General features: G+C 63.3%; 22 protein-coding genes and 1 pseudogene. 9 read left to right on the top strand and 14 right to left on the bottom strand.

The window, feature by feature from the left end:
- The first annotated feature begins 95 nt into the window (after positions 1 to 95).
- Complete coding sequence (gene efp, locus NKH19_RS16815; protein ID WP_352869460.1) at positions 96 to 665, top strand: elongation factor P; 570 nt, start codon at positions 96 to 98, stop codon at positions 663 to 665.
- 117 nt (positions 666 to 782) lie between these two features.
- Here efp and NKH19_RS16820 read toward each other — a convergent pair whose 3' ends face one another.
- Both NKH19_RS16820 and NKH19_RS16825 read right to left on the bottom strand, forming a co-directional pair.
- A complete protein-coding gene (locus tag NKH19_RS16820) occupies positions 783 to 1,877 on the bottom strand; it encodes an alkene reductase (RefSeq protein WP_352869459.1) in 1,095 nt (364 codons plus the stop codon).
- Positions 1,878 to 1,934: 57 nt separating this feature from the next.
- A complete protein-coding gene (locus NKH19_RS16825; RefSeq protein ID WP_352869457.1) occupies positions 1,935 to 2,723 on the bottom strand; it encodes an SDR family NAD(P)-dependent oxidoreductase in 789 nt (262 codons plus the stop codon).
- Between the two features lie 110 nt (positions 2,724 to 2,833).
- Between NKH19_RS16825 and NKH19_RS16830 the strand changes: the two genes are divergently transcribed.
- Positions 2,834 to 3,397: a TetR/AcrR family transcriptional regulator gene (locus NKH19_RS16830; RefSeq protein ID WP_352982418.1), complete on the top strand. Its 564-nt coding sequence runs from the start codon at positions 2,834 to 2,836 to the stop codon at positions 3,395 to 3,397.
- A 197-nt stretch (positions 3,398 to 3,594) separates the two neighbouring features.
- Here NKH19_RS16830 and NKH19_RS16835 read toward each other — a convergent pair whose 3' ends face one another.
- The 5 genes from NKH19_RS16835 to NKH19_RS16855 all read right to left on the bottom strand — a co-directional run bounded on the left by NKH19_RS16835 (position 3,595) and on the right by NKH19_RS16855 (position 10,508).
- Positions 3,595 to 4,464, bottom strand: coding sequence for a patatin-like phospholipase family protein (locus tag NKH19_RS16835; protein ID WP_352869455.1), 870 nt, complete (start codon positions 4,462 to 4,464; stop codon positions 3,595 to 3,597).
- Between the two features lie 225 nt (positions 4,465 to 4,689).
- Positions 4,690 to 6,033 carry a M16 family metallopeptidase gene (locus NKH19_RS16840; protein ID WP_352869454.1) on the bottom strand — a complete coding sequence of 448 codons (1,344 nt, stop codon included), beginning with the start codon at positions 6,031 to 6,033 and terminating at the stop codon, positions 4,690 to 4,692.
- A gap of 250 nt (positions 6,034 to 6,283) precedes the next feature.
- Positions 6,284 to 7,654 (bottom strand): M16 family metallopeptidase, encoded by a 1,371-nt coding sequence (locus tag NKH19_RS16845; protein ID WP_352869453.1) that lies wholly within the window; start codon positions 7,652 to 7,654, stop codon positions 6,284 to 6,286.
- Positions 7,655 to 7,768: 114 nt separating this feature from the next.
- The gene (gene rsmD, locus NKH19_RS16850) at positions 7,769 to 8,323 is read right to left on the bottom strand and encodes a 16S rRNA (guanine(966)-N(2))-methyltransferase RsmD (RefSeq protein ID WP_352869451.1); all 555 of its coding nucleotides are present in this window, start codon (positions 8,321 to 8,323) and stop codon (positions 7,769 to 7,771) included.
- Positions 8,324 to 8,336: 13 nt separating this feature from the next.
- Positions 8,337 to 10,508 (bottom strand): pseudouridine synthase, encoded by a 2,172-nt coding sequence (locus NKH19_RS16855; protein WP_352869450.1) that lies wholly within the window; start codon positions 10,506 to 10,508, stop codon positions 8,337 to 8,339.
- 241 nt (positions 10,509 to 10,749) lie between these two features.
- On the opposite strand from NKH19_RS16855, the gene NKH19_RS16860 reads away from it, so the two are divergent.
- On the top strand, positions 10,750 to 11,199 hold the full coding sequence (locus tag NKH19_RS16860) for a nucleoside deaminase (protein WP_352869448.1): 450 nt from the start codon (positions 10,750 to 10,752) through the stop codon (positions 11,197 to 11,199).
- Positions 11,200 to 11,250: 51 nt separating this feature from the next.
- On the opposite strand, the gene NKH19_RS16865 is transcribed toward NKH19_RS16860, so the two are convergent.
- Positions 11,251 to 11,931: a hypothetical protein gene (locus NKH19_RS16865; protein WP_352869447.1), complete on the bottom strand. Its 681-nt coding sequence runs from the start codon at positions 11,929 to 11,931 to the stop codon at positions 11,251 to 11,253.
- A gap of 211 nt (positions 11,932 to 12,142) precedes the next feature.
- Positions 12,143 to 15,106, bottom strand: a complete 2,964-nt coding sequence (ileS, locus tag NKH19_RS16870) for an isoleucine--tRNA ligase (protein ID WP_352869445.1) — start codon at positions 15,104 to 15,106, stop codon at positions 12,143 to 12,145.
- 123 nt (positions 15,107 to 15,229) lie between these two features.
- Here ileS and NKH19_RS16875 point away from each other — a divergent pair, with 123 nt between their 5' ends.
- Positions 15,230 to 15,463, top strand: a complete 234-nt coding sequence (locus NKH19_RS16875; protein ID WP_352869443.1) for a hypothetical protein — start codon at positions 15,230 to 15,232, stop codon at positions 15,461 to 15,463.
- Here NKH19_RS16875 and NKH19_RS16880 read toward each other — a convergent pair.
- Positions 15,412 to 16,218: a MipA/OmpV family protein gene (locus NKH19_RS16880; RefSeq protein WP_352869441.1), complete on the bottom strand. Its 807-nt coding sequence runs from the start codon at positions 16,216 to 16,218 to the stop codon at positions 15,412 to 15,414. The two genes, NKH19_RS16875 and NKH19_RS16880, sit on opposite strands and share 52 nt — an antisense overlap.
- A gap of 194 nt (positions 16,219 to 16,412) precedes the next feature.
- Between NKH19_RS16880 and NKH19_RS16885 the strand changes: the two genes are divergently transcribed.
- Positions 16,413 to 16,967, top strand: a complete 555-nt coding sequence (locus NKH19_RS16885; RefSeq protein WP_352869440.1) for an HdeD family acid-resistance protein — start codon at positions 16,413 to 16,415, stop codon at positions 16,965 to 16,967.
- A gap of 17 nt (positions 16,968 to 16,984) precedes the next feature.
- On the opposite strand, the gene NKH19_RS16890 is transcribed toward NKH19_RS16885, so the two are convergent.
- Both NKH19_RS16890 and NKH19_RS16895 read right to left on the bottom strand, forming a co-directional pair.
- The gene (locus tag NKH19_RS16890) at positions 16,985 to 17,965 is read right to left on the bottom strand and encodes a bifunctional riboflavin kinase/FAD synthetase (RefSeq protein ID WP_352869439.1); all 981 of its coding nucleotides are present in this window, start codon (positions 17,963 to 17,965) and stop codon (positions 16,985 to 16,987) included.
- Positions 17,966 to 17,971: 6 nt separating this feature from the next.
- Positions 17,972 to 18,832: a TIGR01459 family HAD-type hydrolase gene (locus NKH19_RS16895; RefSeq protein ID WP_352869437.1), complete on the bottom strand. Its 861-nt coding sequence runs from the start codon at positions 18,830 to 18,832 to the stop codon at positions 17,972 to 17,974.
- Positions 18,833 to 19,118: 286 nt separating this feature from the next.
- Here NKH19_RS16895 and NKH19_RS16900 point away from each other — a divergent pair, with 286 nt between their 5' ends.
- Both NKH19_RS16900 and NKH19_RS16905 read left to right on the top strand, forming a co-directional pair.
- Positions 19,119 to 20,375 carry a TadE/TadG family type IV pilus assembly protein gene (locus NKH19_RS16900; RefSeq protein WP_502910954.1) on the top strand — a complete coding sequence of 419 codons (1,257 nt, stop codon included), beginning with the start codon at positions 19,119 to 19,121 and terminating at the stop codon, positions 20,373 to 20,375.
- Between the two features lie 273 nt (positions 20,376 to 20,648).
- Positions 20,649 to 21,281 (top strand): LysE family translocator, encoded by a 633-nt coding sequence (locus tag NKH19_RS16905; protein WP_352869435.1) that lies wholly within the window; start codon positions 20,649 to 20,651, stop codon positions 21,279 to 21,281.
- A 10-nt stretch (positions 21,282 to 21,291) separates the two neighbouring features.
- Here NKH19_RS16905 and NKH19_RS16910 read toward each other — a convergent pair whose 3' ends face one another.
- A complete protein-coding gene (locus NKH19_RS16910; RefSeq protein WP_352869433.1) occupies positions 21,292 to 22,119 on the bottom strand; it encodes a DUF2189 domain-containing protein in 828 nt (275 codons plus the stop codon).
- 247 nt (positions 22,120 to 22,366) lie between these two features.
- Here NKH19_RS16910 and NKH19_RS16915 point away from each other — a divergent pair.
- Positions 22,367 to 22,606, top strand: a pseudogene (locus NKH19_RS16915) (winged helix-turn-helix transcriptional regulator); the annotation flags it as partial.
- Between the two features lie 72 nt (positions 22,607 to 22,678).
- Positions 22,679 to 23,194 carry a CAP domain-containing protein gene (locus NKH19_RS16920; RefSeq protein WP_352869431.1) on the top strand — a complete coding sequence of 172 codons (516 nt, stop codon included), beginning with the start codon at positions 22,679 to 22,681 and terminating at the stop codon, positions 23,192 to 23,194.
- Positions 23,195 to 23,262: 68 nt separating this feature from the next.
- Here the strand turns inward: NKH19_RS16920 and NKH19_RS16925 are convergent, their stop codons facing one another.
- Positions 23,263 to 25,944 (bottom strand): EAL domain-containing protein, encoded by a 2,682-nt coding sequence (locus NKH19_RS16925; protein ID WP_352869430.1) that lies wholly within the window; start codon positions 25,942 to 25,944, stop codon positions 23,263 to 23,265.
- Positions 25,945 to 26,130: the final 186 nt, after the last annotated feature.

Here is a 26,130-nt window from a genome sequence, read left to right on the forward strand (position 1 = left end):
AATGGGGCTGGCGGCGGCGGCCAAGATGCGCTAGGCCCCCATCCAGTGCCGCACAGGCCGGCAAACGCCAATCAACTATCGCAGGATTTAAAACCGTGGTGAAAGTCATCGCCAGTTCGCTCCGCAAAGGCAATGTCGTCGAAAAAGACGGCAAGCTTTATGTGATCCTCTTTGCCGAAAACATCCACCCAGGCAAGGGCACGCCGGTGACGCAGCTCGACATGCGCCGCATCGGCGACGGGGTGAAGGTTTCGGAGCGCTACCGCACCACCGAACAGGTGGAGCGCGCCTATGTGGAAGAGCGCGAGCACACATTCCTCTATCGCGACGGCGAAGGGTTTCACTTCATGAACCCGGAAACCTACGACCAGGTGGCGGTGTCGGAAGCCGTTGTCGGCGACATGGCGCCTTACCTGCTGGAAGGCATGGCCGTGCAGTTGTCACAGTTCAACGGCATTGCCATTTCGCTGGTGCTGCCGCAGCGCGCCACCTTCGAAGTGGTGGAAACCGAGCCGACGACCAAGGGACAGACGGCCTCGTCCTCCTACAAGCCGGCCCTGCTGTCCAACGGCGTGCGCACGCTGGTCCCCCCGCACATCGCGCCGGGCACCCGCGTGGTGGTGATGACGGCCGATGGGGCTTATGTGGAGCGGGCGAAGGACTGAGGTGGGCGTTTAGCTTCAGGGCGAAGGCGGTGATTCCTCAGCGAGCGACCCCTCAGGGAAAAGTGAGATGCCCTGAGGCGCTGGATGGCTGCCTCGCAGGCGCCGCCCTCCGATAGCTCATGGGCGGCTTGAGGCGGCGATCGCGGGATAGTCGGTATAGCCAGCGGAGCCGCCGCCATAGAGCGTCGCCGAGTTGAACTCCGTCAGCGGCGTGCGCGTCTTCAGCCGTTCCACAAGGTCGGGATTGGCGATGAACGGGCGCCCGAAGGCGAACAGGTCCGCCTTGCCCTCGGCGAGCCGCGACGCCGCGAGTTCGAGGTCATAGCCGTTGTTGGCGATATAGGTATTGTTGAAGCGCCGGCGGAGCGATCCGAAGTCGAACGGCGTGACATCGCGCGATCCGCCCGTGGCGCCCTCGACGACATGGATATAGACGATACCCAAAGCGTCGAGTTGATCGACGATATAGTCGAACTGCGCCTGGGGGGCGCTGCTCGAGACGCCGTTGGCGGGCGAGACGGGCGAAATCCGGATGCCGGTGCGCTCTGGGCTGATCTCCTCGACCACCGCAGCGGTAACCTCCAGCATCAGCCGGGCGCGGTTCTCGACCGATCCGCCATACGCATCCGTGCGGACATTGGCGCCGTCCTTGGCGAACTGGTCGAGCAGATAGCCGTTGGCGCCATGAATCTCGACGCCATCGAAGCCGGCCTCAATGGCGTTCGCGGCTGCTTGCCGGAAATCGTTGACGATCCCCGCAAGCTTGTCGAGCGCCAGCGCGCGGGGCTCCGAAACCTCGACAAAGCCGTTGTTCACGAACGTCTTGGTCGCGGCCCGGATTGCCGAGGGCGCCACGGGCGCGGCGCCGTTCTCCTGCAGATCGACGTGCGAGACGCGGCCGACATGCCAGAGCTGAAGAAAGATTCGCCCGCCCTTGGCGTGCACGGCGTCGGTGACCTTGCGCCAGCCGTCGATCTGGGCCTGGGTGTAGATGCCGGGCGTGTCCTGGTAACCTTGTCCCTGCCGCGAGATTTGTGTCGCCTCGGAAATCAGCAGGCCGGCCGACGCGCGCTGGCCGTAATACTGCGCGGCGAGATCGCCTGGAACGAAGCCCGGGCCAGCGCGATTGCGCGTCAGGGGCGCCATGACGATACGATTGGAGAGGGTCAGCGAGCCGAGAGAATAAGGCTCAAAAAGTGCTTTGTTGGTCATAGGTCACCTTTGTTTGTCCCCGTCGCGACGAGGTCGTTTTCAAATGGATCTTGGCGCTCAGGCGGCCGTGCGGTATCGCTCGGCGGGATGTTCGTTCCGGTAGTTCGGAAGCATGGCCTGGCGCGCGGCCTGAAGCGCGTCCCACTGCCCGGCATCGGGAAGCGGCGGGATGGTCACCGGTTCGCGACGGTCGAAGCCGACCAGCGCCGCATCGACCAGATCGTCCACCTCCATGACGTTGGAAAGTGTGTTGATGTCGGCGCCGACGTGGTCCCAGATCTCCGTACGCGTCGTGGCGGGAAGCACGGCCTGGACGTAGACACCCTTCGGCCCGAGCTCGAGGCTGAGCCCCTGCGACAAAAACAGCACGAAGGCTTTGGTCGCGCCGTAGACCGTCATGCCGAACTCCGGCGCCAGGCCCACCACGGAGCCGATGTTGACGATCGCCCCTTCGCCGGCCTTCGCAAGACGCGGGGCGATGGCGCTGGCCAGCCGCAGCAGTGCGGTCGTGTTGAGCGCAACCAGCCGCGCCACGTCATCGGTGCTCTGTTCGACGAAGCTTCCGCCGATGGCCGTTCCGGCGTTGTTGACGAGGATTCCGATGCGGGCGTCGTCGCGCAGCCGCGTCTCCACCGCTGCAAGCTCGGCAGGTTGGGTAAGATCAGCCTGGATGATGTCGATCGCCACGCCGGTCTCCTCAACCAGGCGCGCCGACAGAGCCTCCATTCGTGCCACGTCACGGGCAACCAGCACGAGGTCGTGCCCGCGCCGCGCGAAGCGCTCGGCATAGGAAGCTCCGATGCCGGTGGATGCGCCGGTGATGAGGACTGACGGAATGACGGTCATGGCATTGCTCTTTTCTCTGATGGAACCTACATTCATGACGATCATCATGATTGCGGCTAAATATGATGGCCATCATGTAAAAGTCAACAGGCCTATCGGAGAATTTTGAAATGAAGGTGAGTCGAGAGCAGATGGCGGAGAACCGTCGCCGGATTCTGGATGCGGCCAGCCGGCTGTTTCGCGACAAGGGTTTCGACGCAGTCAGCGTGGCGGAAGTGATGAACGCCGCCGGGCTCACCCATGGCGGCTTTTATGGCCATTTCAGTTCGAAGGACGACCTGATCGCGCAGACCCTTGCCCATGTCCTTGCCGCGGACTCAGTCGGAGGGGGCGATCTTCGCGCCTATGTGGGTTCCTATCTTTCGCCCCGTCATCGCGACAACGCCGCCGGCGGCTGTCCGACGGCGGGTCTTGCCGCGTCTATCCGCCATCAGACCCCGGCTGCCCGCTCAGCCATGACAGAGGGCCTTCGATCGCAGATCGACCATATCGGCAAGGCGCTCCCGAAGCTGGATGCGGCAGCCAGACGCCACGTGGCGATCGGAAGCTTTGCGGCGATGGTGGGGGCAGTGATCCTCGCCCGGGCGATCGACGACCCAACGTTTTCGGATGAAGTGCTGGAACAGACGCGTGCCTGGGTCGATGCCGGGATCAGTCAGGTGTCTGCCAGCTAGGTGGTCTGCGGCAGGAGTGCTCTTGTCGAAAGCAATGCGGCTATCGTTCGGCCGACATTAGGCGCAAAGTCGCCATTCGGCCGTGAACTCGCCTATGGCCGCATCAAACGCGACCGTTCCCATAGGTCGCCTTTTGTTCGCTTAAGCCGGTTCGGCAAGCAGAATGGGCGCCAGGTCTTACCGGCACGCCACCATCCTCACCCGACCTGCTTTCCCCGCCTCGCGTTGACGGCAGCACTAAGCCGCGCCTCCAGCACCTTCTCCACCTGCCGTTTCAACTCGTCCTTGATATCCACCGTCTCGTTCATCAGGGCATCGATCTTCAGGAAATCGAGCACGCGGTATTTCGACACCGCCGGGCGGACCAGGATGTCGGGGCGGCATTGCTTCAGCTTGTTGGCGATGATCGACTGCATCATCAGCTGTGTGGCGCCGAAAATCAGGTCGACGGAGGTCGGGTGCTTGCGGTCGGCCTCTTCCGGCGCTCCGACGACGTCGACGCCGATGATGATGTCGGCGTCGTTCTCGATCAGGTCGAAGGGCACGGGGTTGTAGATGCCGCCGTCGATCAGCAGCCTGCCGTCGCGCATCACCGGGCGGAACACGGCGGGTATGGCCGCTGACGCCGCCAGTGCCGAGTGCAGGTCGCCATCCTCGAAGACGGCCAGCTTGTGGCCGAAATAGTCCGTCGCGGTTACCTTCAGCGGGATTTTCAGCTCGGCGAAGGTTTCCGGGATGGCTTCGGGCAGAAAGGCCTTCAGGATGCGCTCGACGTTGAACTGGCTGACGCGGATGCCGTTCTGCATAGCTTCGGCGATGGTACCCGGCCGCGCGCGCCACATGCGGCTCGCCACTTCGGCGCGACGGCCGAGGATCGAGCGGGCATAGTCGTGGATGTCCTTGCCGGTCATGCCAGCGGCCATGCCGGCACCCATGATGGCGCCGATCGACGAGCCGGCAATGGCCACCGGCTTGATGCCCAGTTCGTCCAGCGCCTCGATCACATGGATATGCGCCAGCCCGCGCGCGCCGCCGCCGCCGAAGGCGATGCCGAAGCTAGGCGCCATTTTGCGTGACTCCTGTCCCGTTTCCGGCTGGTGTCGGAGACCGCCAATTGGCAAGGTCGGCGCCGCCCCTCACCTGCCTGCCGGCATCCTCTCCCCGTATAGTGGCGGGGAGAGGGGCGCTGTCATCGCCGATTTCGCCAATCGCCAGCGTTGCAGAATAGGCGTCGAGGTTGCGGCCAGCCGGGGCAGCGCCAGCGCTCGGAAAAGAGAAATGCGTGCCGGCTCTCATCCCTTGCCGGCTCCGGCCAGTTTCGGCCCGATGACCATGATGGTCGGCTCGGTGGTCAGCAGCTTCTTCGCCGCCGCCTTGACCTGGTCGAGCGTCACCGCGTCGATGTAGCCGGCCCGGCGCTGCATGTAGTCGATGCCGAGATCGTCGAGCTGCAGTTCGACCAATGTCGAGGCGATGGCGCTCGACGAGTCCAGATTGTTGATGGCGTAGGCGCCGATCATGTATTTCTTGGTCGCCGCCAGCTCCGCCTCGGTCGGGCCTTCATCGGCCAGCTGCTTGACGACGTCGCGGACGATCCCCAGCGTCTCGGCCGCGCGGTCCGACCGGGTGCCGGTGCTGATGACCAGTGCGTTGGCGTGGTCCTGGTTGATCAGCGAGGAGTTGACGCTGTAAGCCAGTCCGCGCTTTTCACGCACCTCCTGGAACAGGCGCGAGGTGAAGGTGCCGCCGCCGAGGATCTCGTTCATCAGCACGGCCGGAAAGAAATCCGGCGCCCTGCGCTTTACGCCGGGATAGGCGAGCTGCAGGGAGGTCTGCGGCAGGTCGTAGTCGACCTCGACATGCTGCGCCAGCTTGGGGTCGATATCGGCCACCGGCCTCAGCGCCTGGTCTTGCGGCAGGTTACCGAACACCATGTCGAGCTTCTTCTTCAGCGTCTCGGGGTCGATGGCGCCGACCACGGCGACATGCAGCCCGCCGCGCGCGAACACCGCGCGGTGCAAGGCTTTCAGATCATCCGGCGTGATGGTGGCGATGCTTTCCTTGGTGCCCTGGTCGGAGCGGGAATAGGGATGGTCGCCGTAGAGTGCGCGCGCCCATTTGCTCTGCGCGACCGTGTCGGGGTCGTTCTCGCCGGCGATGATGCCGGACAGGATCTGGGCGCGGATGCGGTCGATCGGCAACTGGTCGAAGCGCGGCTCGTTGACCGCCAGCCGCAGCAGGTCGAACGCCTCGTCGCGCTGATCGGCCAGCATGCGCATCGTGCCATAGATGCCGTCGCGGCTCTCTTCGAAACTCATCTCGGCACTGGCATCGTCGAGCTTGATCTGGAAGTCTTCCGAGTCCAGCGGCCCGGCGCCTTCGTCGAACAGGCCGGTCATCAGGTTGGCCAGCCCCTCCTTGCCCGGCGGATCCTGCGTCGAGCCGCCGCCGAAGACGAATCGGATGGCGACGATCGGCACAGAATAATCCTCGACCAGCCAGGCGGTGATGCCCTTTGGCGAGGTGACGGACTGGATGTCCATCGCGCGCGCGGTGAGTGCCGGCAGGATCAGGAAGAGGATGGAGAGGAGCAAGGTGATCAGCGGGGCAACCGCACGCCTTTGGGCTTCAGACAAATGATTACTTTCAATCTGTGTTCGAGACGAACATTCGTCGACGTCGGCGCCGCCCCTCATCGCCCTGCCGGGCACTTCTCCCCGTACAGGGACGGGGAGAAGGGGGCTGGCCGCAACCTCGGCGCCCGTCTTGCAACGCTGGTGATTGGCGAAACCGGCGATGACAGCGCCCTTCTCCCCGTCACTATACGGGGAGAGGATGCCGGCAGGCAGGTGAGGGGCAGCGCCAACGCTCAATCTCGACATCAAATCAATTCCCCGCCTGTTGCTGCGGCAAGAGATAGCCGGTCGTCGACCGGGCGAGCACCAGATAGCGCGCGGCGACGCCCTTGACCTCTTCGGCGGTGACCTTGCGGATGCGGTCCGGCCATTGCTGGACGTCCTGCACATTGCCGCCGGTGGCCAGTGTCGAGCCATAGATGTTGGCCATGGAATCCTGCTTGTCACGGGCAAAGATCATCGACCTGACATAGCGGTCCTTGGCCTTTTCCAGCTCCGATGGCGTGACACCATCCCGGACGATGCGCGCGACCTCGGCATCGACCGCCGCCTCGACGTCGGCGATCTTGGCATCGCCGCGCGGCGCGCCGTACACGGTGAAATTGGTATCGTCGAGCATGGTGCCCTGGAAATAGGCGCCGGCGTTGGAGGCAATGCCTTGCTGGACGACGAGCGCCTGGTAGAGCCGGCTGCGATTGCCGCCGCCGAGGATTTCCGCCAGCAGGTCGAGCGCTTCCGCCTCGCCCGGCTTGCCCGAATGATAGGATGGCACCACCCATTGCGTCGAAAAACTCGGTACGCTGACGCGGGCATCGGCGAGCGTCACCGTGCGCCTGGTGTTCTGCTCCGGTTCCAATGGGCGGATGCGCGGCGGCAGATCGGGGCCGCGCGCCACCTTGCCATAGGTCTTCTCGGCCAGCGCCCGCACCGTGTCCGGCTCGACATCGCCGGCGACGATCAGCACGGCGTTGTTGGGCCGGTAATATTTGTCATAGAAGGCGGTGGCGTCGGTGCGGTTCAGCTGCTGCATCTCTTGCATCCAGCCGATGACGGGAATGCGATAGGGCTGATTCTGCCACAGCGTGGCGTCGACCTCCTCGTCCAGCACGGCTTGCGGATTGTTGTCGATACGCGAGCGGCGCTCCTCGAGGATGACATCGCGCTCGGTCTTGATGACGTCGTCGGTGAGGATGAGGTTGCGCATGCGGTCGGCCTCGAAGCTCATCATCAGTTCGAGCGCCGACGGCGCCACCGTCTCGTGGAAAGCGGTGTAGTCGTAAGAGGTGAAGGCGTTGTTGGAGCCGCCGATGTCAGAGATGGCGCGATCGAACTCGCCGGCCGCATGATGGGTCGTCGCCTTGAACATCAGATGCTCGAAGAAATGGGCAATGCCGGATTTGCCCGGCGGCTCGTCGGCGCTGCCGATCTTGTACCACACCATGTGGGTGACGATCGGCGCGCGATGGTCGGGAATGACGACCACCTCCATACCGTTGTCGAGCAGGAAATCCGTGACCTTGAACGCGTCCGGCGCACTGTCCGCGAGCGCCGGGCCGGTGATCGTGAAAGCCAGCGACGTCGCCATCAGCGTTGCGCGCAGCCATTCAGCTTTAGAGGTCATCAATGGCTCCGGTTTCTCGACAGGACGATAGGCAGGGTCTGGACGACAAGCAAAGTGAATTGTTGGTCATGTTGCCGGCAAAGGCGGCGGCAAAGAGGCCGGGAGCAAAACGTATCAGGCCGCTTCGATGAAGCGGATCACCGTCTCGCCGTAACTGCGCTCGTCCAGCACGGAAAAGCCGGGGCCTGGCTCGAAGGGCGCCACCGCCGCCTCCTCGACCACGCACAGCGCGCCGGGGCGAAGCCAGCCGCCGGCCTTGGCCGACCGCAGGGCGCGCTCGCCAAGGCCCTTGCCGTAGGGCGGGTCGGCGAAGACCAGGCCGAACGGCGCCAGTGTGCCGGCTTCGCCAAGGCCTGTGGCATCGCGGCGGAATATCTTGGTGCGGCCGGTCAGGCCGAAGGCTTCGACATTGTCGCGGATCAGGCCACGGCCTTCGGCCGATTCCTCGATGAAGACGCCGTAGGACGCACCGCGCGACAGCGCTTCGAGCCCGAGAGCGCCGGTGCCGGCGAACAGGTCGAGCACGCGCGCGCCGTCCAGTTGCTCCGCGAAGCGATGCGCCAGCACGTTGAAGACGGCCTCGCGGGTGCGATCGGTCGTCGGACGGATGGCGCTCGAGCGGGGCGTCGCCAAGGGACGCCCGCGAAACTCACCGCCGACGATTCTCATCTCGCTTTGGGCCTCATCTCGTTCTGGGACCTTTGGGACCACCGCGCGGCCGCTCGCCACCACCGGCACCGCCCGGACGCTCGCCTCTCGGCTTGCCGAATGGCTTTGCACCGGCGGGTTTGCCATAAGACGGCTTGAATGACGCCTTGCGCGCCTTGGCGTCAGCCGCCTTGGCGGCGTCGGCCTCAGCCCTGCCCTTGCCGATCGGCCGCGCGCCCGGCGCCATCCAGACATTGGCCTTGCGCTGGCCGGGCGGCTCGATCGGCCGCTGCTCGCGCTCGGACTTCTTGCCACCGGGCTTGCCGCCAAAAGCACCACGAGGCTTGTCGCCAAAATTGCCGCGTGGCTTGTCGCCAAAGCTGCGTTCGGGCCGCGGACCGCGCTCGCCAAAGCTCTTCTCGGACCCTGCGCTTCTGTCGGGACTGGTCGACAGTTTGCCCAGCGCCTCGTCGCGGCTGCCTTCGCGGCGTTTGCGGTTCTTGATCAACCCGCCCTCGCCGATCGGACGGCGCTCGCCGTCACGGGTGAATTTCGGCCGTTCGGGCTCCGGCTCGCGAACTTCAGTACGCCGCACCGGCTTGTTGGAAAACGGCTTGGTGACCTCGGCGTCGAAATTGGCGCCGGATTCCTCGACCAGGCGTTCGCCAAGCTGGTCGCGCAACACCCGGCCCTTGATCTCCAGCACATGGCCCTCGGCGAGGTCATCGAGCTGGAACGGCCCGTAGGAGATGCGGATCAGCCGCGTCACATCGAGGCCAAGTGAACCCAGGATGTTCCTGACTTCGCGGTTCTTGCCCTCGCGCAGGCCGATGGTCAGCCAGGCATTGGTGCCCTGCTCGCGGTCGAGCGTCGCTTCGATGGCACCGTAGAAGACGCCGTCGACGGCAATGCCTTCACGCAGGCCGGCAAGCGCGCTCTCCTCGACCTTGCCGTGGACGCGCACGCGGTAGCGGCGCAGCCAGCCGGTGGCCGGCAGTTCGAGCACGCGCGACAGGCCGCCATCATTGGTGAGCAGCAGCAGGCCTTCGGTGTTGATGTCGAGCCGGCCGATGGTCATCAGCCGCGGCAGCTCGGCCGGCAGCACGTCGAAGACGGTCTTGCGGCCCTCGGGATCGCGGTTGGTGGTGACCACGCCTGCCGGCTTGTGGAACAGGAACAGGCGGGTGCGCTCGATCGGCGGGATTTCCATGCCGTCGAGATGGATGACGTCATCAGGCATGACGTTGAAGGCCGGCGAGGTCAAAGCGCGGCCATTGACCTTGACGCGACCGGCGGCGATCAGCTCCTCGGCATCGCGGCGCGAGGCCAGGCCGGCGCGCGCCAGCCGCTTGGCGATACGTTCGCCTGCCTCTTCGGCAGCGTCGGCGGGACGCGGGCGTGGCTTGAAGCTGCCGCCCGACGCGCCTTGCGGCCGATCGCTGAAGTCGCGCTTGGGACGATCGCCGAAATCGCGCTTGGGACGATCAGCGAAATCACGCTTCGGACGGTCAGCGAAGTCGCGCGGCGCACGATCGCCGAAGTCGCGCTTGGGACGGTCGAAGCGCTTTTCGCCGCCCTCTGCCGCCGCAGCCGGCCGGTCGCCACGCGGTGCATAAGGTTTGCGCGGCCCTTCGCGCTTTTCATAGGGCTTGCGTTCGCCTTCCGCCGCCATCGGCCGGTCGCCACGTGGCGCATAAGGCTTGCGTGGGCCTTCGCGCTTTTCATAGGGCTTGCGCTCGCCCTCAGGCGTCGGACGGTCGCTGCGCGGTGCATAGGGTTTGCGCGGCCCCTCGCGCTTTTCATAGGGCTTGCGCTCGCCCTCAGTCGTCGGACGGTCGCTGCGCGGTGCATAGGGCTTGCGTGGCCCCTCACGCTTATCATAGGGCTTGCGTTCGCCTTCGGCCGCCATCGGCCGGTCGCCGCGCGGTGCGTAGGGCTTGCGTGGCCCCTCACGCTTCTCAAAAGGTTTGCCTTCGGGACGCGGGCCTTTGCTGAATGGCTTGTCGCCGCTCTTGAAGTCGCGCTTCGGCCGCTCGCCATCGGCGGCCATCGGGCGATCGCCGCGCGGTGCGTAAGGTTTCTTGGCGCCAAAGGACGGCTTGCCGCCCTTGCCGGCGGCGCTATCACGGCTGCGCGGTCCCGCCGTTTTCGAACCGTTCCTGGCCGGACCCTTCTTGGGTCGGAATTTCTTGTCGTTGTCGTCCATGTGGCCTTTGTCCGTTTGCGCTGCTACAGCGTGGCGCATCCTTTCGGGCGCGCAACGAACGCTGTAGCACTTTGATTTGGCGCATGATCATTTCCGAAAATCGAGTCCGACTTTCGGGTTGATGCGCTCAATAACAGGATCATCAGAGTTTGTCAGGGAAAAGTGGAGACCGGTTTTTCCGGCAAGACAAACGAAAACCAAAAGCCTGGGGTGGCGAGGAGATAATCGGAATGGAAACCGCGTGAAGCGACCGGATTTCATGGCGATGGCGCTGAAAGAGGCCGAGGCGGCGGCCTTGCGCGGCGAAGTGCCGGTCGGCGCCGTCATCGCCAGCGGCGGCACGGTCGTTGCCAGCGCCGGCAACCGCACACGCGAACTTGCCGACCCGACGGCGCATGCCGAGATGCTGGTCATCCGCGAAGCCTGCCGCAAACTGTCGGCCGAGCGGCTGACCGGGCACGATCTCTATGTGACGCTGGAGCCTTGCGTCATGTGCGCCGGCGCTATTTCCTTCGCCCGGCTGCGCCGGCTTTATTTCGGCGCCGCCGACGACAAAGGCGGCGCGGTGGTCAACGGCGTGCGCTTCTTCGCCTCGCCAACCTGCCATCACACGCCCGACATCTATCCGGGCATGGGCGAGACCGAGGCGGTCCTGTTGCTCAAAGGATTTTTCCAGGAACGGCGCGGCTGACCGGGCGCAAGGCCCGTCAACGCAAAGCAACGAAACGCAGACCGTCCGTTTTTAGAGCGACGGCAGCCAGTCGAACCAGCCGCTGCCCTTCTTGCCTTGCGCCTCTTTCTTCAGGCGGCGTTCCTTCTTGTACTCGTCCTCGCCAAGCTCGTTCTGCGGCGCCGTGCCGGCAGCGACACGATACTGCACCGGCGGTTCGCTGAGATATTTGCGGGTGTTCGGGTCGCCCTGCTTGCTATCGGCAAGCCGGCGCTGGATCTCGGCGGCGCGACCCTTGTCTGAATCGGCTGGCGTCCACGCCGGCGGATGGCTCGAGCCTGACTCCGCCATCGCCTTCTTCACCGAGGCCGGGTCGGTCTGCACGTCGTCGACGATTTCCGACTGGTAAGCCGGGTCGTTCTGATGGGCGGTGGCGTCCGCGCGCAGGCGGGCGCGGCGCTGCTCGGGCGATTCGGGCCACTCGGCGCTTGCCGTCTCGATGCTGTCCTGCGGCGCCGGCAGCGCTTCCTTCTGGCCCGGCGCCGGCTTCACCAGCGTCGGACGCGGCTTGTAATCGATCTGTTCCTTGCGCTTCGGCGCGAACGAAAACGCGCCGGAAATATCACCGGCCAGCTGTTCGCCGGCGGTCTTGTCGGTACCATAGGTCGGAGAGCCCATGCAGCCGGACAAAGCCAGGCCCGATGCGACAAGCGGCGCCAGCAGCGCCAGGCGCGCGTTATATCTCTCGGTCATGCCAAAAAGTCCCACTGTAGACAGCCTCTCGATTGCCACCGGTCTTATGACCGGTCCCCATCGTCCAAGCACTTGCGACGGAAATCCGGCGACAATTTGTCTTCCGGAGTTTCGCGTGTTTACCTCAACCACTCGTTAAGGGCAACGCGCGGGCGGTTTTCGCCCGCCCGGCGTGGCATTTGTGCACCGATCCAGCTGGCTGGCCAGCCTGTTAAAGCCGGCCAAGTGCCTTCAATTCGTGCAGCACCGCGGCATCGCGCGCCGAAACGTCGGGGAATTCCGGATCCTGGCCGACATCGGCGGTGTAGCGCCAGGACCGCGCGCATTTCACCAGGCCGCGATCCTCGGCCTTTTCGACCACCACGGCGACACCCCTGACGTCGTCAAGCGTGAAGGCACCCGCGGGCGCTTGCCCATGAGCGATGACCAGATCGCTGGTGATCGCCATCTCGGCCATGTCGACATCCGATATCGCCGCTTCGAGTGCCGCATCGTTGATGGTGACGACCGGCACAGCTTCCAGCGACGACCCAATCACCTTCTGGGCGCGCGCGATCTCCAGCGCGCCGGTGACGACGCGTCGCACCTGCCGCACCTTGCGCCACTTTTCCGCCAGGGCCTCATTCTTCCAGTCCGCCGGAATTTGCGGAAACTGGTCGAGATGCACCGAGACGGCGTCCGGATGACGGTCGAGCCAGGCCTCTTCCATGGTGAAAGGCAGCATTGGTGCCAGCCATTTCACCAGGCAGTCGAAAAGATGACGCACGACCTGCACCGAAGCCTTGCGCTGCACGCTCGACGGCGCGTCGCAATAGAGCGCGTCCTTGCGGATGTCGAAATAGAAGGCCGACAGCTCGACCACCATGAAATCGAGCAGCATGCGGGTGATGCGCTTGAACTCGAAGGCGTCGTAGCCCGAGCGCACGACCTCATCCAGCTCGGCCAGCCGGTGCAGCATCAGCCGCTCCAGCTCCGGCATTTTCTCCAGCGGCACCTCTTCGCCGTCGTCATGGGCGAGCGTGCCGAGCATCCAGCGGATGGTGTTGCGCAGCTTGCGGTAGGCGTCGATGTTGGTCTGCAGCACGTTCTTGCCGAGGCGCTGATCCTCCCAGTAATCGGTCGTCACCACCCACAGACGCAGTATGTCGGCGCCCGACTGCTTGATGACGTCTTGCGGCACCACGGTGTTGCCAAGCGACTTCGACATCTTGCGGCCGTCCTCGTCCATGGTGAAGCCATGGGTGACGACTGTGTCATAAGGCGCCCTGCCCCTGGTGCCGCAGCTTTCGAGCAGCGAAGAGTGGAACCAGCCGCGATGCTGGTCGGAGCCTTCGAGATAGACGTCGGCCGGCCATTTCAGATCCGGACGATCCTCCAGCGTGAAGGCGTGCGTCGAGCCCGAATCAAACCAGACGTCGAGGATGTCCATCACCTGCTTCCATTTGGACGCATCGTGATTGCCGAGGAAACGCTCCTTGGCGTCGGAGGCGAACCAGGCGTCGGCGCCCTCCTGCTCGAAGGCATCCATGATGCGCTGGTTGACCGCCTCGTCCTTCAGCACATTGCCGTCGGCATCGGCGAAGACGGCGATCGGCACGCCCCAGGCGCGCTGACGCGACAGCACCCAGTCGGGGCGCTCCTCGATCATGGCGCGGATGCGGTTCTGGCCCGCCGCCGGCACGAAACGAGTGTCGTCGATTGCCTTCAGCGCACGGCCGCGCAACGTCGAGCCGTCGCCGAGGTCCTTGTCCATATAGACGAACCATTGCGGCGTGTTGCGGAAGATGATCGGCTTCTTCGACCGCCAGGAGTGCGGATAGGAGTGCTTCAGCCGGCCACGAGCGAACAGCGCGTTGCGCTTGATCAGTTCGTCGATGACGGCCTGGTTGGCGTTGCCCTTCTTGCCGTTGTCATCGATGACACGCGCCGGTCCGCCCTCGCGGTCCGGGCCGAAACCCGGCGCGTCCTTGGTGAAGAAGCCGCCATCGTCGACGGTGAACGGGATGGCGCTGTCGATGCCACGTGCGCGCAAATCCGTTGCCGCATCCATCCAGGCGTCAAAGTCCTCGCGGCCGTGCCCCGGTGCGGTGTGGACGAAGCCGGTGCCGGCGTCGTCGGTGACATGGTCGCCAGCGAGCATCGGCACGGCAAATTCGTAACCGCCGCCAAAGCCCTTGAACGGATGCGAAAGCGTAAGGCTTCCAAGCTCTTGCGCCGAAACGCCGCGGAGACGATTCAAGATGACCTTGGCCTTGGCCGAGGAGTCTTCGGCCAGTGCGTCGGCAAAGATCAGCTTTTCGCCCGGCTGCGGGCCGAACGCGTTCTCGGCCGCCGTGACCTCGTAGAGGCCATAGGCGATGCGCGGCGAGTAGTTGACGGCGCGGTTGCCAGGGATCGTCCAGGGCGTCGTCGTCCAGATGACGACATGGGCCTGCAGCAGATCGAGGGCTCCCTCCGTCAGTTTGGTCCCGCCATCATCGATGGGGCGGACCAGGCTGGCGACCGGAAACTTCACCCAGATCGTGTCGGATTCATAATCCTGGTACTCGACCTCGGCTTCGGCCAGCGCCGTGCGCTCGACGACGCTCCACATCACCGGCTTGGAGCCGCGATAGAGCTGGCCCGACATGGCGAATTTCAACAACTCGCCGGCGATGCGCGCCTCGGCATGGAAAGCCATTGTCGTATAGGGATTCTTGAAGTCGCCGATGACGCCGAGCCGCTGGAACTCGCCGCCCTGCACCGTGATCCAGTGCGCGGCGAACTCGCGGCATTCCTTGCGAAATTCGTTGACCGGCACCTCGTCCTTGTTCTTGCCCTTGGCGCGGTACTGCTCCTCGATCTTCCATTCGATCGGCAGGCCATGGCAGTCCCAGCCCGGCACATAGTTCGAGTCATAACCGCGCATCTGGAACGAGCGGGTGATGACGTCCTTGAGGATCTTGTTCAGCGCATGGCCGATATGGATGTTGCCGTTGGCGTAGGGCGGGCCGTCATGCAGCACGTATTTCGTGCGGCCGGCAGCACTTTCGCGCAGCTTGGCGTAGAGGTCCATGTCCTGCCAGCGCTTGACCAGCAGCGGCTCCTTCTCGGGCAAACCGGCGCGCATCGGAAAATCCGTTTGCGGCAGATAAAGCGTCTTGGAATAGTCGATCGTTTCTTTGGTGTCAGTCATTGGGGTATCGGTCATTGGTCTGCCATGTGCATTGCCCGGCCGCAAAGGAGCTCGGGCGTTGAACTTTACTTCTTGCGCATGTCGGTTTCCCAAAACCGGGGCCACTTTTGGGCGACATGCCTTATGATCTGGAAAAAGCGCGAGATGGCGCACGCCAAAATTCCCGGCGGCTCCGGCGGCGCTCAGGCCGCCCGGAACACCGGGCTCATAATTCGTATCGTCGGCCTGCAAAGGCGCGAAAAGCTCATCATGCCCCGGCTTTTAGCGGAGATGAGCGCAGGAATAAAGCGTCTCGTTCGATTCACTTACATCGTGAAGTCGAAGCGATATGTGGTCGACACGCCGATCATGAACTGATTGCGGTCGCCGCGTTCCCTGACCAGGCTGGAATCGGCCGCCGGTCCCATCAGGCGGGAATATTCGCCAAACAGGCTGGCGGTCATCGGCTCGGTCACCTTCCAGGTTATGGCGCCACCGACGCCGGTCGATTTCAGGCCGCCACCGGGGTGATATTCGCTCAGGCCCGAGGCCACGGCTTCCTGCGCGTCGACGCCATAATAGGCGTCAAAATAACCAGCCGAGGCGAACGACACGCGCGGCCCGCCCGAAATCCGCACGGTTGGCGTCACATCGTAGAAGGCGTCGGCGGCGATGTCGGCGACAAAACCGTTGTGGGCACGGATGCCGTGGCGCAGCTCGGCGCGGGCACGCAGCCAATCCGTCGGATAGAATTCGAAGAAGCCGCCGACTTCGCCGCCCCAGCGCACCGGATCGAGGCCCTTCAGCTCATCGGCGTTGCCGTCGTCGCGGGAAAACAGGAACTTGCCGGTCAGGCCGGCGCGGACACCGTCATCGTCGACCAGTGCCAGCGAGATGTTGTCGTTGCGCGAGGAGAAGCGTGCCGCCGGTCCGGCCTTGCCCAACGAAATGATCGGTGAAGCGCTGAGCAGGTACTTCTTGCCGCCCTCGAAATTCGGCGCCACCATGCCGGTGGCGCCAACGGTCAGATACCAGTCGCCGGACAGCCAACTGCCCTCGCCCGCATTGGCAGCGCCCGCGCCACCCAGCAGCGCAGCGGCCAACACCAGAGAGATTTTTCCGACCGGACTCATGGCCACTCCACTAACACAACACACACGGTTACCGATGCCAGCTTTGACGGCCATTTGGTAAAATTTGATTTAAAATCCGACACATCCGCTCGTGGTTTGCAGGGGATCCCCCACTGCCGGCCATCGACTGGACGTTGACCGGCGCCGGGACTAACGTCCGCCCGTACCCGCAGCCCTTGGTGGAGACCGCGACAATGACCCTGCATGGCGACGCCTTGAAAATCGCGATCGAACAGACACGGACAAAATGGGGGTGGTTTGTCGCGCTCGGCGTACTGCTGCTCATCTTCGGCGGAATTGCCTTCGGCAATCTGTTCATCGCCACGGTGGCCTCGGTCTATGTCGTGGGATGGCTGATGCTGATGGCGGGCATCATCGAGATCGTGCATGCGTTCGGCGTCAAGACCTGGGGCCGCTTCTTCTACTGGCTGCTCAGCGGATTGCTCTACGCCGTCGCCGGCTTCTTCGCTTTCGACAACCCGCTGCTTGCCTCGGCGGTACTGACGTTCCTGCTGGCGATCGCGCTGGTCGCGTCAGGCGTGCTCAGGGCTTGGGTCGGCTACAGCCACCGGCCGCAGCGCGGCTGGGGCTGGGTCGTCGCGGCCGGTGTCATCAGCGCGCTTGCCGGCCTGGTCATCGCCATGGGCTGGCCGGTCAACAGCCTGTGGGTGCTCGGGCTGTTCCTGGCGATCGACCTGATCTTCCAGGGCTGGACCTTCATCGCCGTTGGTTTGGCACTGAAGAAGTAGCCGGGATCACGCCTGGCTCAAAAAGCCATGGCCGCGTCGAGGTCGGAGAGCGGCTTGACGCCGGCAAGCAGCGCGCGTGCCTCGGCTTCATCGCGCTTCATCTGCGCGACCAGCGCATCGAGCCCTTCGAACTTCACCTCCGGGCGCAGGAAACCGAAGAAGGAGACCTGGCAGATCTCGCCATAGAGGTCGCCGAAGAAATCGAAGACGAAGGTTTCCAGCAGCTGCGCGCCGTTGTCGTCGACCGTCGGGCGACGGCCGAAGCTGGCGACACCGTCGTGAAGTGTGCCGTCGGCGCGGCGAAAGCGGACGGCATAGATGCCCTCCTTCAGAGCGGCTTCGGCTGAAAGCCTCATATTCGCGGTGGGAAAGCCAAGCGTGCGGCCGAGCTGCTGTCCGCCGACCACCTCGCTTTCGACGGTGAAGCGATAGCCGAGCAGTCCAGCGGCCTCGGCCACCTCGCCCCCGCTCAGCAACCCGCGGATGCGGCTGGATGAGACCACCTCGGCGCCCTCGTCACGGAAGGCGTCGACGAGCGTGACGCCGAAGCCGTGACGCTCACCGGCCGCCATCAGGTAGGCCGGACCGCCTTGACGATCCTTGCCGAAATGGAAATCGAACCCGGTCACGGCGTGGGTAATGCCAAGGTTCTTTTCCAGCACATCGGTCACGAACGCTTCCGCCGACAGCGAGGCGAAGTCGCGCGTGAACGGCTGTTCGACGAGCGCGGCAAAACCCAGTAGCGACAGGAGGCGCGCCTTCATGGGCGGCGGCGTCAGCACGAACAAGGGTATATCAGGCCTGAATATCTTGCGCGGATGCGGTTCGAACGTCAGCACCAGGGCCGGCACATCACGCCGCCCGGCCTCGGTCAATGCCCGCTCGAGCACCGCCTGATGGCCACGATGGACACCATCGAAATTGCCGATCGCCACGACGCCGCCGCGCAGGTCGGCGGGCAGCGGAGTTGTTGCCAGAACGTGCTGGAAGGCTGCCATCGTCACCTACCGCAGTCTGGGAATGACGGCCACCGGACGATATCCATGCTTTTCCAGGAAGGTCGCCAGCCTTGCCGGATCCGGTTGCAGTGCATCGCCATAGTCGCGGGCATGGATACCGCCGGAGACATAGAGAACGTCGAAGCCATTGTCGGCGGCGCCCTTCACATCGGTCATCATGCCGTCGCCGATGGCCAGCACCTGGCCGCGTTCGACCGGCCGGCCGAGTAGCTCCACAATCTCCTTCATGGCGACGTCGTAGATCGGCGCGTAGGGTTTTCCGGCGATCAATGTGCGGCCGCCGAGTTGGGCATAATCGCGTGCCAGCGCGCCGGCACACCAGATGAGGCGTTCGCCACGCTCGACCACGATGTCGGGATTTGCACAAATGAAAGGCAGGTTCCTGGCGCGCAATCGCCGCAGAAGCTCGGTGTAATCCTCGGGCTTCTCGACCTCGTCATCGAACAGACCGGTGCAGACGACGCCGGACGCCTCGAACTCCTCGACAAGCTCGACGTCGAGACCTTCATAGAGGGTGAAGTCACGGTCGGCGCCGATATGGAAAATCTTGCGCGGGCCCTCGGCGATCAAATCCCGGGTCACGTCGCCTGACGTGACCACCCTGTCGTAGGCTGAGGGTGGAACACCGATCGCGTTCATCTGCGCCACGACATCAGCACTTCTGCGCGGCGAATTGGTGATCAGGACGACGGGGATTTCCGCCTCTCTAACCCTCGCAAGCGCCGAGGCCGCCACCGGGAAATGCCTCTCGCCATTGTGGACCACGCCCCAGACATCGCACAGGATTGCCGAATAGGCCTTCGACACGTCTTCGAGCGAGCCGATGATTTCAGGCGAATCCGCCATGCCATTTCCTTCAGTCATGATCATACGAGCACCACGGCCGACGGTCGCCGCGGCCGGTTCGGATTAGCCGAACCGCTCCGGCCTGTCACCAGCTTTCGGCGTGGCCGTGAGAGCGGTAGTGGATGCCTCGCGCAAAGGACCGCGGCGCTAGTGTCTTCCAAGCTTCAGCGGGTTGTCACGCGGCGTATTGTGCCGTCGGAGCCGGCATAGTTAACGAGCCATCAAAGAGCTGGCCGGTCTTTGAGGCATCCAGCAACATGAAATTTAGCATTTTGTCAGCATTGTCATGCCGAAAACTGGTTTCTGGGCAGGGATGCTGAAGGCGATGATCCTCAGATTCGCGCGCGACAGGCGCGGCAACTTTGCTTTGGCGACCGCCATGGCGATGCTGCCGATAATGGTTAGCATGGCCGGCATCATGGATCTGGTGGGCACGAGCGACGACGCCGCGCAATTGCAGAACTCACTGGACGCGGCTGGGCTTGCCGTCGCCACGAAGTACTCACCCGGCATGACGGCAGGTGATGTCCGGGCGCTCGGGCTGACATTTTTCTCGGCCAACATGAGCGCCGCCGACCAGCAAGAATATTCGGGCAGCGTCTCCACCTTTTCGGCCGCGGCAAGTGGGGACGCGAGCGCCTACTACATCTCGGTTTCGTCCAGCATCAGCCGTGCAAGCTTCATCCGCGGCGCGCCCTCCTGGCAGGCTCACCGCTCAGCCTCAGTCAAACTGGAGCCCGGCGCGCAAGCCTGCGTGCTGGCGCTCGATCCGCAGGCATCGGCCGCCGTGAGCCTGCAGGGCTCGACCAATGTCTCGATGGCCAACTGCGTAATCGCGGCAAACTCCGATGCGTCCGATGCCGTGAGCAGAGGCGGTTCCGCGCTGGTTTCAGCGGGCTGCGTCTCGACTGTCGGCGGCACTTCCGGGCTTTCGCCACCCAGCGCCAATCTCACCTGTGGAACGCCGATCGAGCATCAATATGCGTCGTTTGATCCTTTGGCCGACGTCATCCCTCCCGCCTTCACATTGTGTCTGCCGGTCCCGAACGGCAAAACCTACACGCTGTCACCTGGCACTTATTGCGACAAAACATTGTCGGGAGACATAACACTTGATCCGGGCGTCTACATCCTGCGCGGCACCGCCATCAAGCCCGGAGGCAACGGTAGCCTGACCGGCCAGGGCGTGACCATATTCCTCACGGAAGGCGCACAGATCTACATAAATGCCAATGAGCAGGTTAACCTTTCCCCGCCCACCAGCGGCCCCTATGCCGGCATCACCATTTTCGAGGATCGCGGGAACACGTCCGCCTTGACGCTGAATGGCGGCGCGAATTCCGTGATCAGCGGTTTCATCTATGCGCCTGACGCTCCCATTTCCTACGCCGGCAACTCAGATATGAGCAGCCAAGGCGACTGCCTGAGGCTTGTTGGCAAGACCGTGCAGATGACGGGAAACTCATCCGTCAGAACGGATTGCACGGCCGCTCTTGGAAATCGCGAGATGTATGCCAGCCGCCGCATTACTCTCGCGAAATGAGAGACGCCTCCGAACGTTTGGCCCACATTTAGGGCGGCCGCCGATAGTGAGGCGCGGGTTGCACACCCGTTTCACGCTTCCGCGAGGATCCGACGGATCCGAGCAAGGAAATCGGCAACGAACCTGCGCATCGTCGGCTGATCCAGAGGCACGGGCAACCAACTGGCGCAACGGCTGGCGTCGTCATGCGCTTGCGCGTGCCTGCCGGGACAGGCACATGTTGACCGCTCGCGGGATCACGTACCCACGGCAGCCCGCTAGGGAAACGAACCGATGCCCGAAACCGCCAATCATCTCGCCTTCGCCCTGGTCTGCCTCGGCATGGTGCTGACGCCAGGCCCCAACATGATCTACCTGATCTCGCGATCCCTGTCGCAAGGACCGAAGGCCGGGCTGATCTCGCTCGGTGGCGTGGCGCTCGGCTTTCTCTTCTATGTGCTGGCGGCGGCCTTCGGCATCACCGCGCTGCTGCTCGCCGTGCCCTATGCCTATGACGCGCTGCGCTTTGCCGGTGTGCTCTATCTCCTGTGGCTTGCCTGGCAGGCGGTGAAGCCGGGCGGGCGTTCGCCATTCCAGGTGCGCGAACTGCCAAGGGACCGGCCACGCAAGCTGTTCGCGATGGGCCTGATGACCAATCTGCTCAATCCGAAGGTGGCCGTGCTCTATCTGTCGCTGTTGCCGCAGTTCATCAGCCTGGGCAAAGGCCATGTCCTGTCGCAGCTTCTGGTGCTGGGCGCCACGCAGATCACGATCAGCCTTACCGTCAATGCCATCATCGCGGTGACGGCCGGTTCGATCGCAACTTTCCTCGCCGGACGGCCCTTGTGGCTGGTCATCCAGCGCTGGATGATGGGCACCGTGCTGGCGGCATTGGCGCTGAAGATGGCGACCGACGCGCAGCGCTGAGAGCGCTTCGTTACATCGGTCGCCTTATCTGCTGCTCCCGCTCCGGCTCGACCACCTTGCGGTAGAGGTGCCAGGTGGCATGGCCGAGCACCGGCATGACCACCGCGAGCCCGGCAAACAGCGGGATCGAGCCGATCACCAGAAGCACGGCGACCATCAGCCCCCATAGCGCCATCTGCAGCGGATTGGTCATGACCGCCCGCGCTGAGGTTTCGATGGCCGAAACGGCGCCGACATCGCGGTCGAGCAGCAACGGGAAGGCAACCACGGTGGTGGCCAGCACGACCGCGGCGAAGACAAAGCCCGCGGCATTGCCGGCAAGGATCAGCGTCCAGCCCTTGCCGGTCGTCAACACCTCGCGGACGAAGCCGCCGATCGATGCCGGAGGCCGGTCGCCGAACAGGCCGGTGTAGATCGACTGGGCGGTGTACAGCCACAACAGGAACAGCGCGACCAGCATGATGCCGATCACCGCGATCGACGGAATCGCCGGCGAGCGGCGCACGTCAAGGGCATGCCACCAGGAGGTGTTCATACCGAGCTCGCGCCGGCGGCTGATCTCGTACAGACCGAGCGCGGCGAACGGGCCGACAAGTGCGAACCCCGACATCAAGGGATAGATAAGCTGGATGGCATTGGCGCCAGACGACGTCCACCGCGTCAGGATCAGGCCGACGATGGGATAGATCAGGCACAGGAACACGTAGTGCGATGGCTTTGCCCAGAAATCCTCGGCGCCGAGGCGCAGTGCATCCCAAAGGTCCGACGTGGTAATGCGACGCACTGCTGGCTGCACATGCATCCCACGTGCGTCCGCCATGACATGAAAGCCGGCCATAACCATCCTCCCGTGTGTCGGGGCGGTCACCGCCAGGATGGCCGCCCGGAGCTGCCACTTTTCGTTCAAGCGCAATTCTAGTCGATTTAGGGCCGCTTGTCGCCAAGTCCATTGATCGGTTGAGTTGATTTCCGGTTCTCTCCTCGGATCAGCAAGCGGGTTTGCAGTGGCGCGGCGCCAGGCATGTCGGCGCCGCGCGGTTGAAAATACCTGAAGCGCGTCAGGCGGCGAACCGATCGATCACCTCGACAACCCAACGGTCTCGCACCGCATTCTGGCGCTGGAACTGCGCAAGCTGGAGGACGCCGGTATCGTGCGGCGAACGGTGTATTCGGGCTATCCGTTGCGCGTTGAATACGATCTTACCGCGCCGGGTCGCGGGCTTGTGCCGCTGATCGATGCGCTCGGCGCCTGGTGGGTGCATACGGAAGACGATCGGATGGGCGGTAATCCAACCTCGGACACAAATCTCGATACAGCAGCCTAGGATCGTCGATTCGACCCCGTTTTTCGCCGCCCTGCCCGGCAAAAGCCATGATCGCCACTATTTCAGGTGGGCATGACCGTTGCGAAAATCGAAAACCACCCGATCCCGAATCTGAACAGGCGCATGCTGCTGAAGGGCGTCGGCCTCGCAGCCTTGGCCGGGCTCGCCGCCTGCGGCACCGTTTCGCTGCCGGCCGGCGAAGGCGCCAGGGTTTCCTCATCCGCCACTGGCACGCTGGCCGGCATCCGCGCTTCGGCCGGGCTCGCGGCGCTGGTACCCGACCGGCAGCTCGAACAGGCCGCCCTGCAGCAGGCCGGCTACATGGCGCAACGCCGTCGCATGAGCCACACCACCGGATGGGGCAAGGATTTTGCCTCGCGCGTCAAAGGCAATGGCATTGCGGGTGCGGCCGCTGAGAACATCGCCGAGGGCCGTTTCGACCTACAGAAGCTGTTCGATATCTGGGTGCATTCAGCCGGCCATCGCCGCAATATGCTCGATCCGCGCTTCACCCGCTTCGGCCTTGCCTATGTGCGCGATGGCAGCGATAGCAACCTCCGTTACTGGAGCCTCGTGCTCGGGAAATAGCAGCAGGCGTATCGCCGTCGGCCGCCGGCTTCTTCGTCAAGCTGCGCGGCGGACCAATGGCTGATCCGTCAATCCTTGGGGTTGAGCAAGGTCTCGATGTCCCGTGCGGAGACCGGTTTGCTGAAGTGATATCCCTGCATTTCATCGCAATTGTTCTTGCGCAGGAAGGCGATTTGATCGTCGGTTTCGACGCCTTCGGCGATAACTCTCATGTTCAGCTTTTGACCCAACGAAATTACGGCGCTCGCAACAGCCTGATCGTTTTCGTCATCGGCGACGTCGTTGATGAAAGATTTGTCGATCTTCAGCCGCGCAACTGGAAACGTCTTGAGTGCGCTGAGGCTGGAATAGCCCGTCCCGAAATCGTCGATCGATATCTGAACGCCAAGATGTTGCAGTTCGTTCATCGTCGCGACCGCCAAATCGGTGTCCTGCATGATGAGGCTTTCGGTCAACTCCAGCTCCAGATAGCTTGCCTCAAGGCCGCTCTCCTGGAGTGCATTGACGACACGTCCGATCAGGTTCCTTTCCCTGAATTGCCGAGCCGACACATTCACGCAAACCGTCATCGGCGGCAGACCCGCATCCTGCCAGGCCTTGTTCTGTCGACAGGCTTCGTGCAGGACCCAATCGCCGATCGGCACGATCAGACCGGTCTCCTCGGCCGCAGGAATGAAGCTGGTCGGCGCTACCAGGCCCAGTGTTGGGTGGTTCCAGCGTATCAACGCTTCCACCGCAAAGACACGCCCCGAGCGAAGATCAACTTGCGGCTGGTAGACCAGCGCGAATTCCGAGGCGGCCAAGGCGTTTCGCAATTCCTCTTGAAGCACGAATTTTTCATGAGCCCTTGAGTTGAATTCGGGAGCGTAGAATTGGAAATTGTCGCGGCCGAACTCTTTCGCGCGATACATGGCTGCATCGGCATTGGCCAGGAGTGTTTCCGGGCTCGCTCCATCCTTGGGATAGTTCGCGATGCCGATGCTGGCGGTCGTTCGTAGCTGATGCTCTCCGAGATGAACCGGCTCCGCGATCGCGGCCCGGATCTTCTGCAAGCTCTGGGAGATGAGATCGACATCCGTGGGCTGGTCGAACAGGACGATCACAAATTCATCGCCGCCAAGTCGCACAACGGTGTCGGTCGCCCTTACGCATTCGACCATACGGCTGGCGACGGTCTTCAGGAGCTCGTCTCCGGCATTGTGGCCAAGCGTGTCGTTGACGAGCTTGAAATTGTCCAGATCGATGAACACCAGCGTCACCCAGCGATCGTATCGCTGCGCGTACAAGATGGCTTGAGAAAGCCGGTCCTCCAGCAAGGCGCGATTAGGAAGCCCGGTAAGCACGTCATGATTTGCCATGAAGTGGATTTGGTCTTCAGCCAGTTTGCGCTCGATCGCTATACCGGCGATGCGGGTCGTGAAATCAATCAGCCGGGTCTCGGCCTCGACCGGTTCACGCACCGTCATCGAATACATTGCAAAGACACCCAAAACCGCGCCCTGATGCGACAGGATCGGGGTCGACCAGCAAGAACGATAACCGTATACCGCCACCAGTTCGCGGTAATCCTCCCACAGCGGATCTTGTATGACGTCGGCGACAATGACCGGCTCCCGCCGATAGACCGCGGTCCCGCACGATCCGACCTTGGGACCGATGGCGATGCCATCGATGGCGTTCGTATAGCCTTTCACCAGGCTCGGCGCCGCACCGTGCCGCAAATGGCTGCCGTCCTTGTCGAGGAGCAAGACGGAACCGAATATGCCTGTCAGCTGGGATTCCACGAGACGCATGAGGCGGTCGAGCACGTCCTCGAGCGGAGCACTCATCGCGATCATTTCCAGGATTTGCGCTTGCCCGTCACGGAGGACGTCGGCTTGCTTGCGGGCAGTGATGTCGTGGGCGATGCCAATTAGACCGAATATCTCATTTTTAACATTGCGCAGCGGAACCTTCGTCGACGAGAACCACTTGCCGGCGCCGGACGCATCGACAACAAACTCCTCCTCGTCGATCATCGGCTGTCCGCCGGTGAGGACGTTCTGTTCGATCACGCGAAATTTCTGCGCAAGTTCGGGAGCATGGAGATCAAAGTCGGTCAAGCCGATCATGTCGCTTGTCTTGTCCCGGCCATTGTCGGACGCAAGGGCCCTGTTGACCATCACGAAGCGGCTTTCGGTGTCCTTGACCCATAGATAGCCCGGCACCCAGTCGATCAGCGTCTGCAGCGAGATGCGTTCATTGACAATCTGGCGATTGGCCGCGAGTTCCGTAACGTCCGAATGCGTGGAAACCCAGCCGCCGTCGGGCATAGGTTGGTGGCAGACCTGGATTGTCCGGCCATCGGTGAGGTTGGCGGTCCAGATTCTTGAAGTGACACTCGAATTGACCGACCGGGCCAATGCTAGATAGGCGTCGGCAGCCATAGCGGATGTTCCGGCAGCGACGCGTCGCTCGACGATTTCACCCAGTGTCAGGCCCGGCTGCAATTGCTCCACCGCAATGCGGTAGATCTCCGCATAGCGACGGTTAGACAAGATCAGACGTTCATCGGCGTCGAAAAAGCAAATGCCTTGCGATATGTTGTCGATCACCGTCTTGAAACGGAGTGCCTGGCCTTCGAGCCCGACGATCGTAGCTCGAAGCTCGTGCTCAAGGGTTTCGTAGGAAGCCGTAGCCAGTTTTGCTAGTGCGGCCAGGCCGCTCGACTCGGGCACCTCGGTGGCTAGCCTGGATGATTTCGTGACCAAACAGAGTTCCTCCGATTTGGCGCATGGGAAAATACCGCTCACTTGCAGACGGAAGTCCCCATAGTGTTACGTATATACTAATGACAGATGAACTGGATCGAGATCGAGGCTGCGGAGCCTCGATACCTGAAGCCAAGGGCTGTTCTCGAACCTCTTTTGAGCTTCCAGACTCAGTATTCTTCGACA

It is taken from the genome of Mesorhizobium sp. M1338 (genome assembly GCF_040318045.1).
GTDB lineage: Bacteria > Pseudomonadota > Alphaproteobacteria > Rhizobiales > Rhizobiaceae > Mesorhizobium.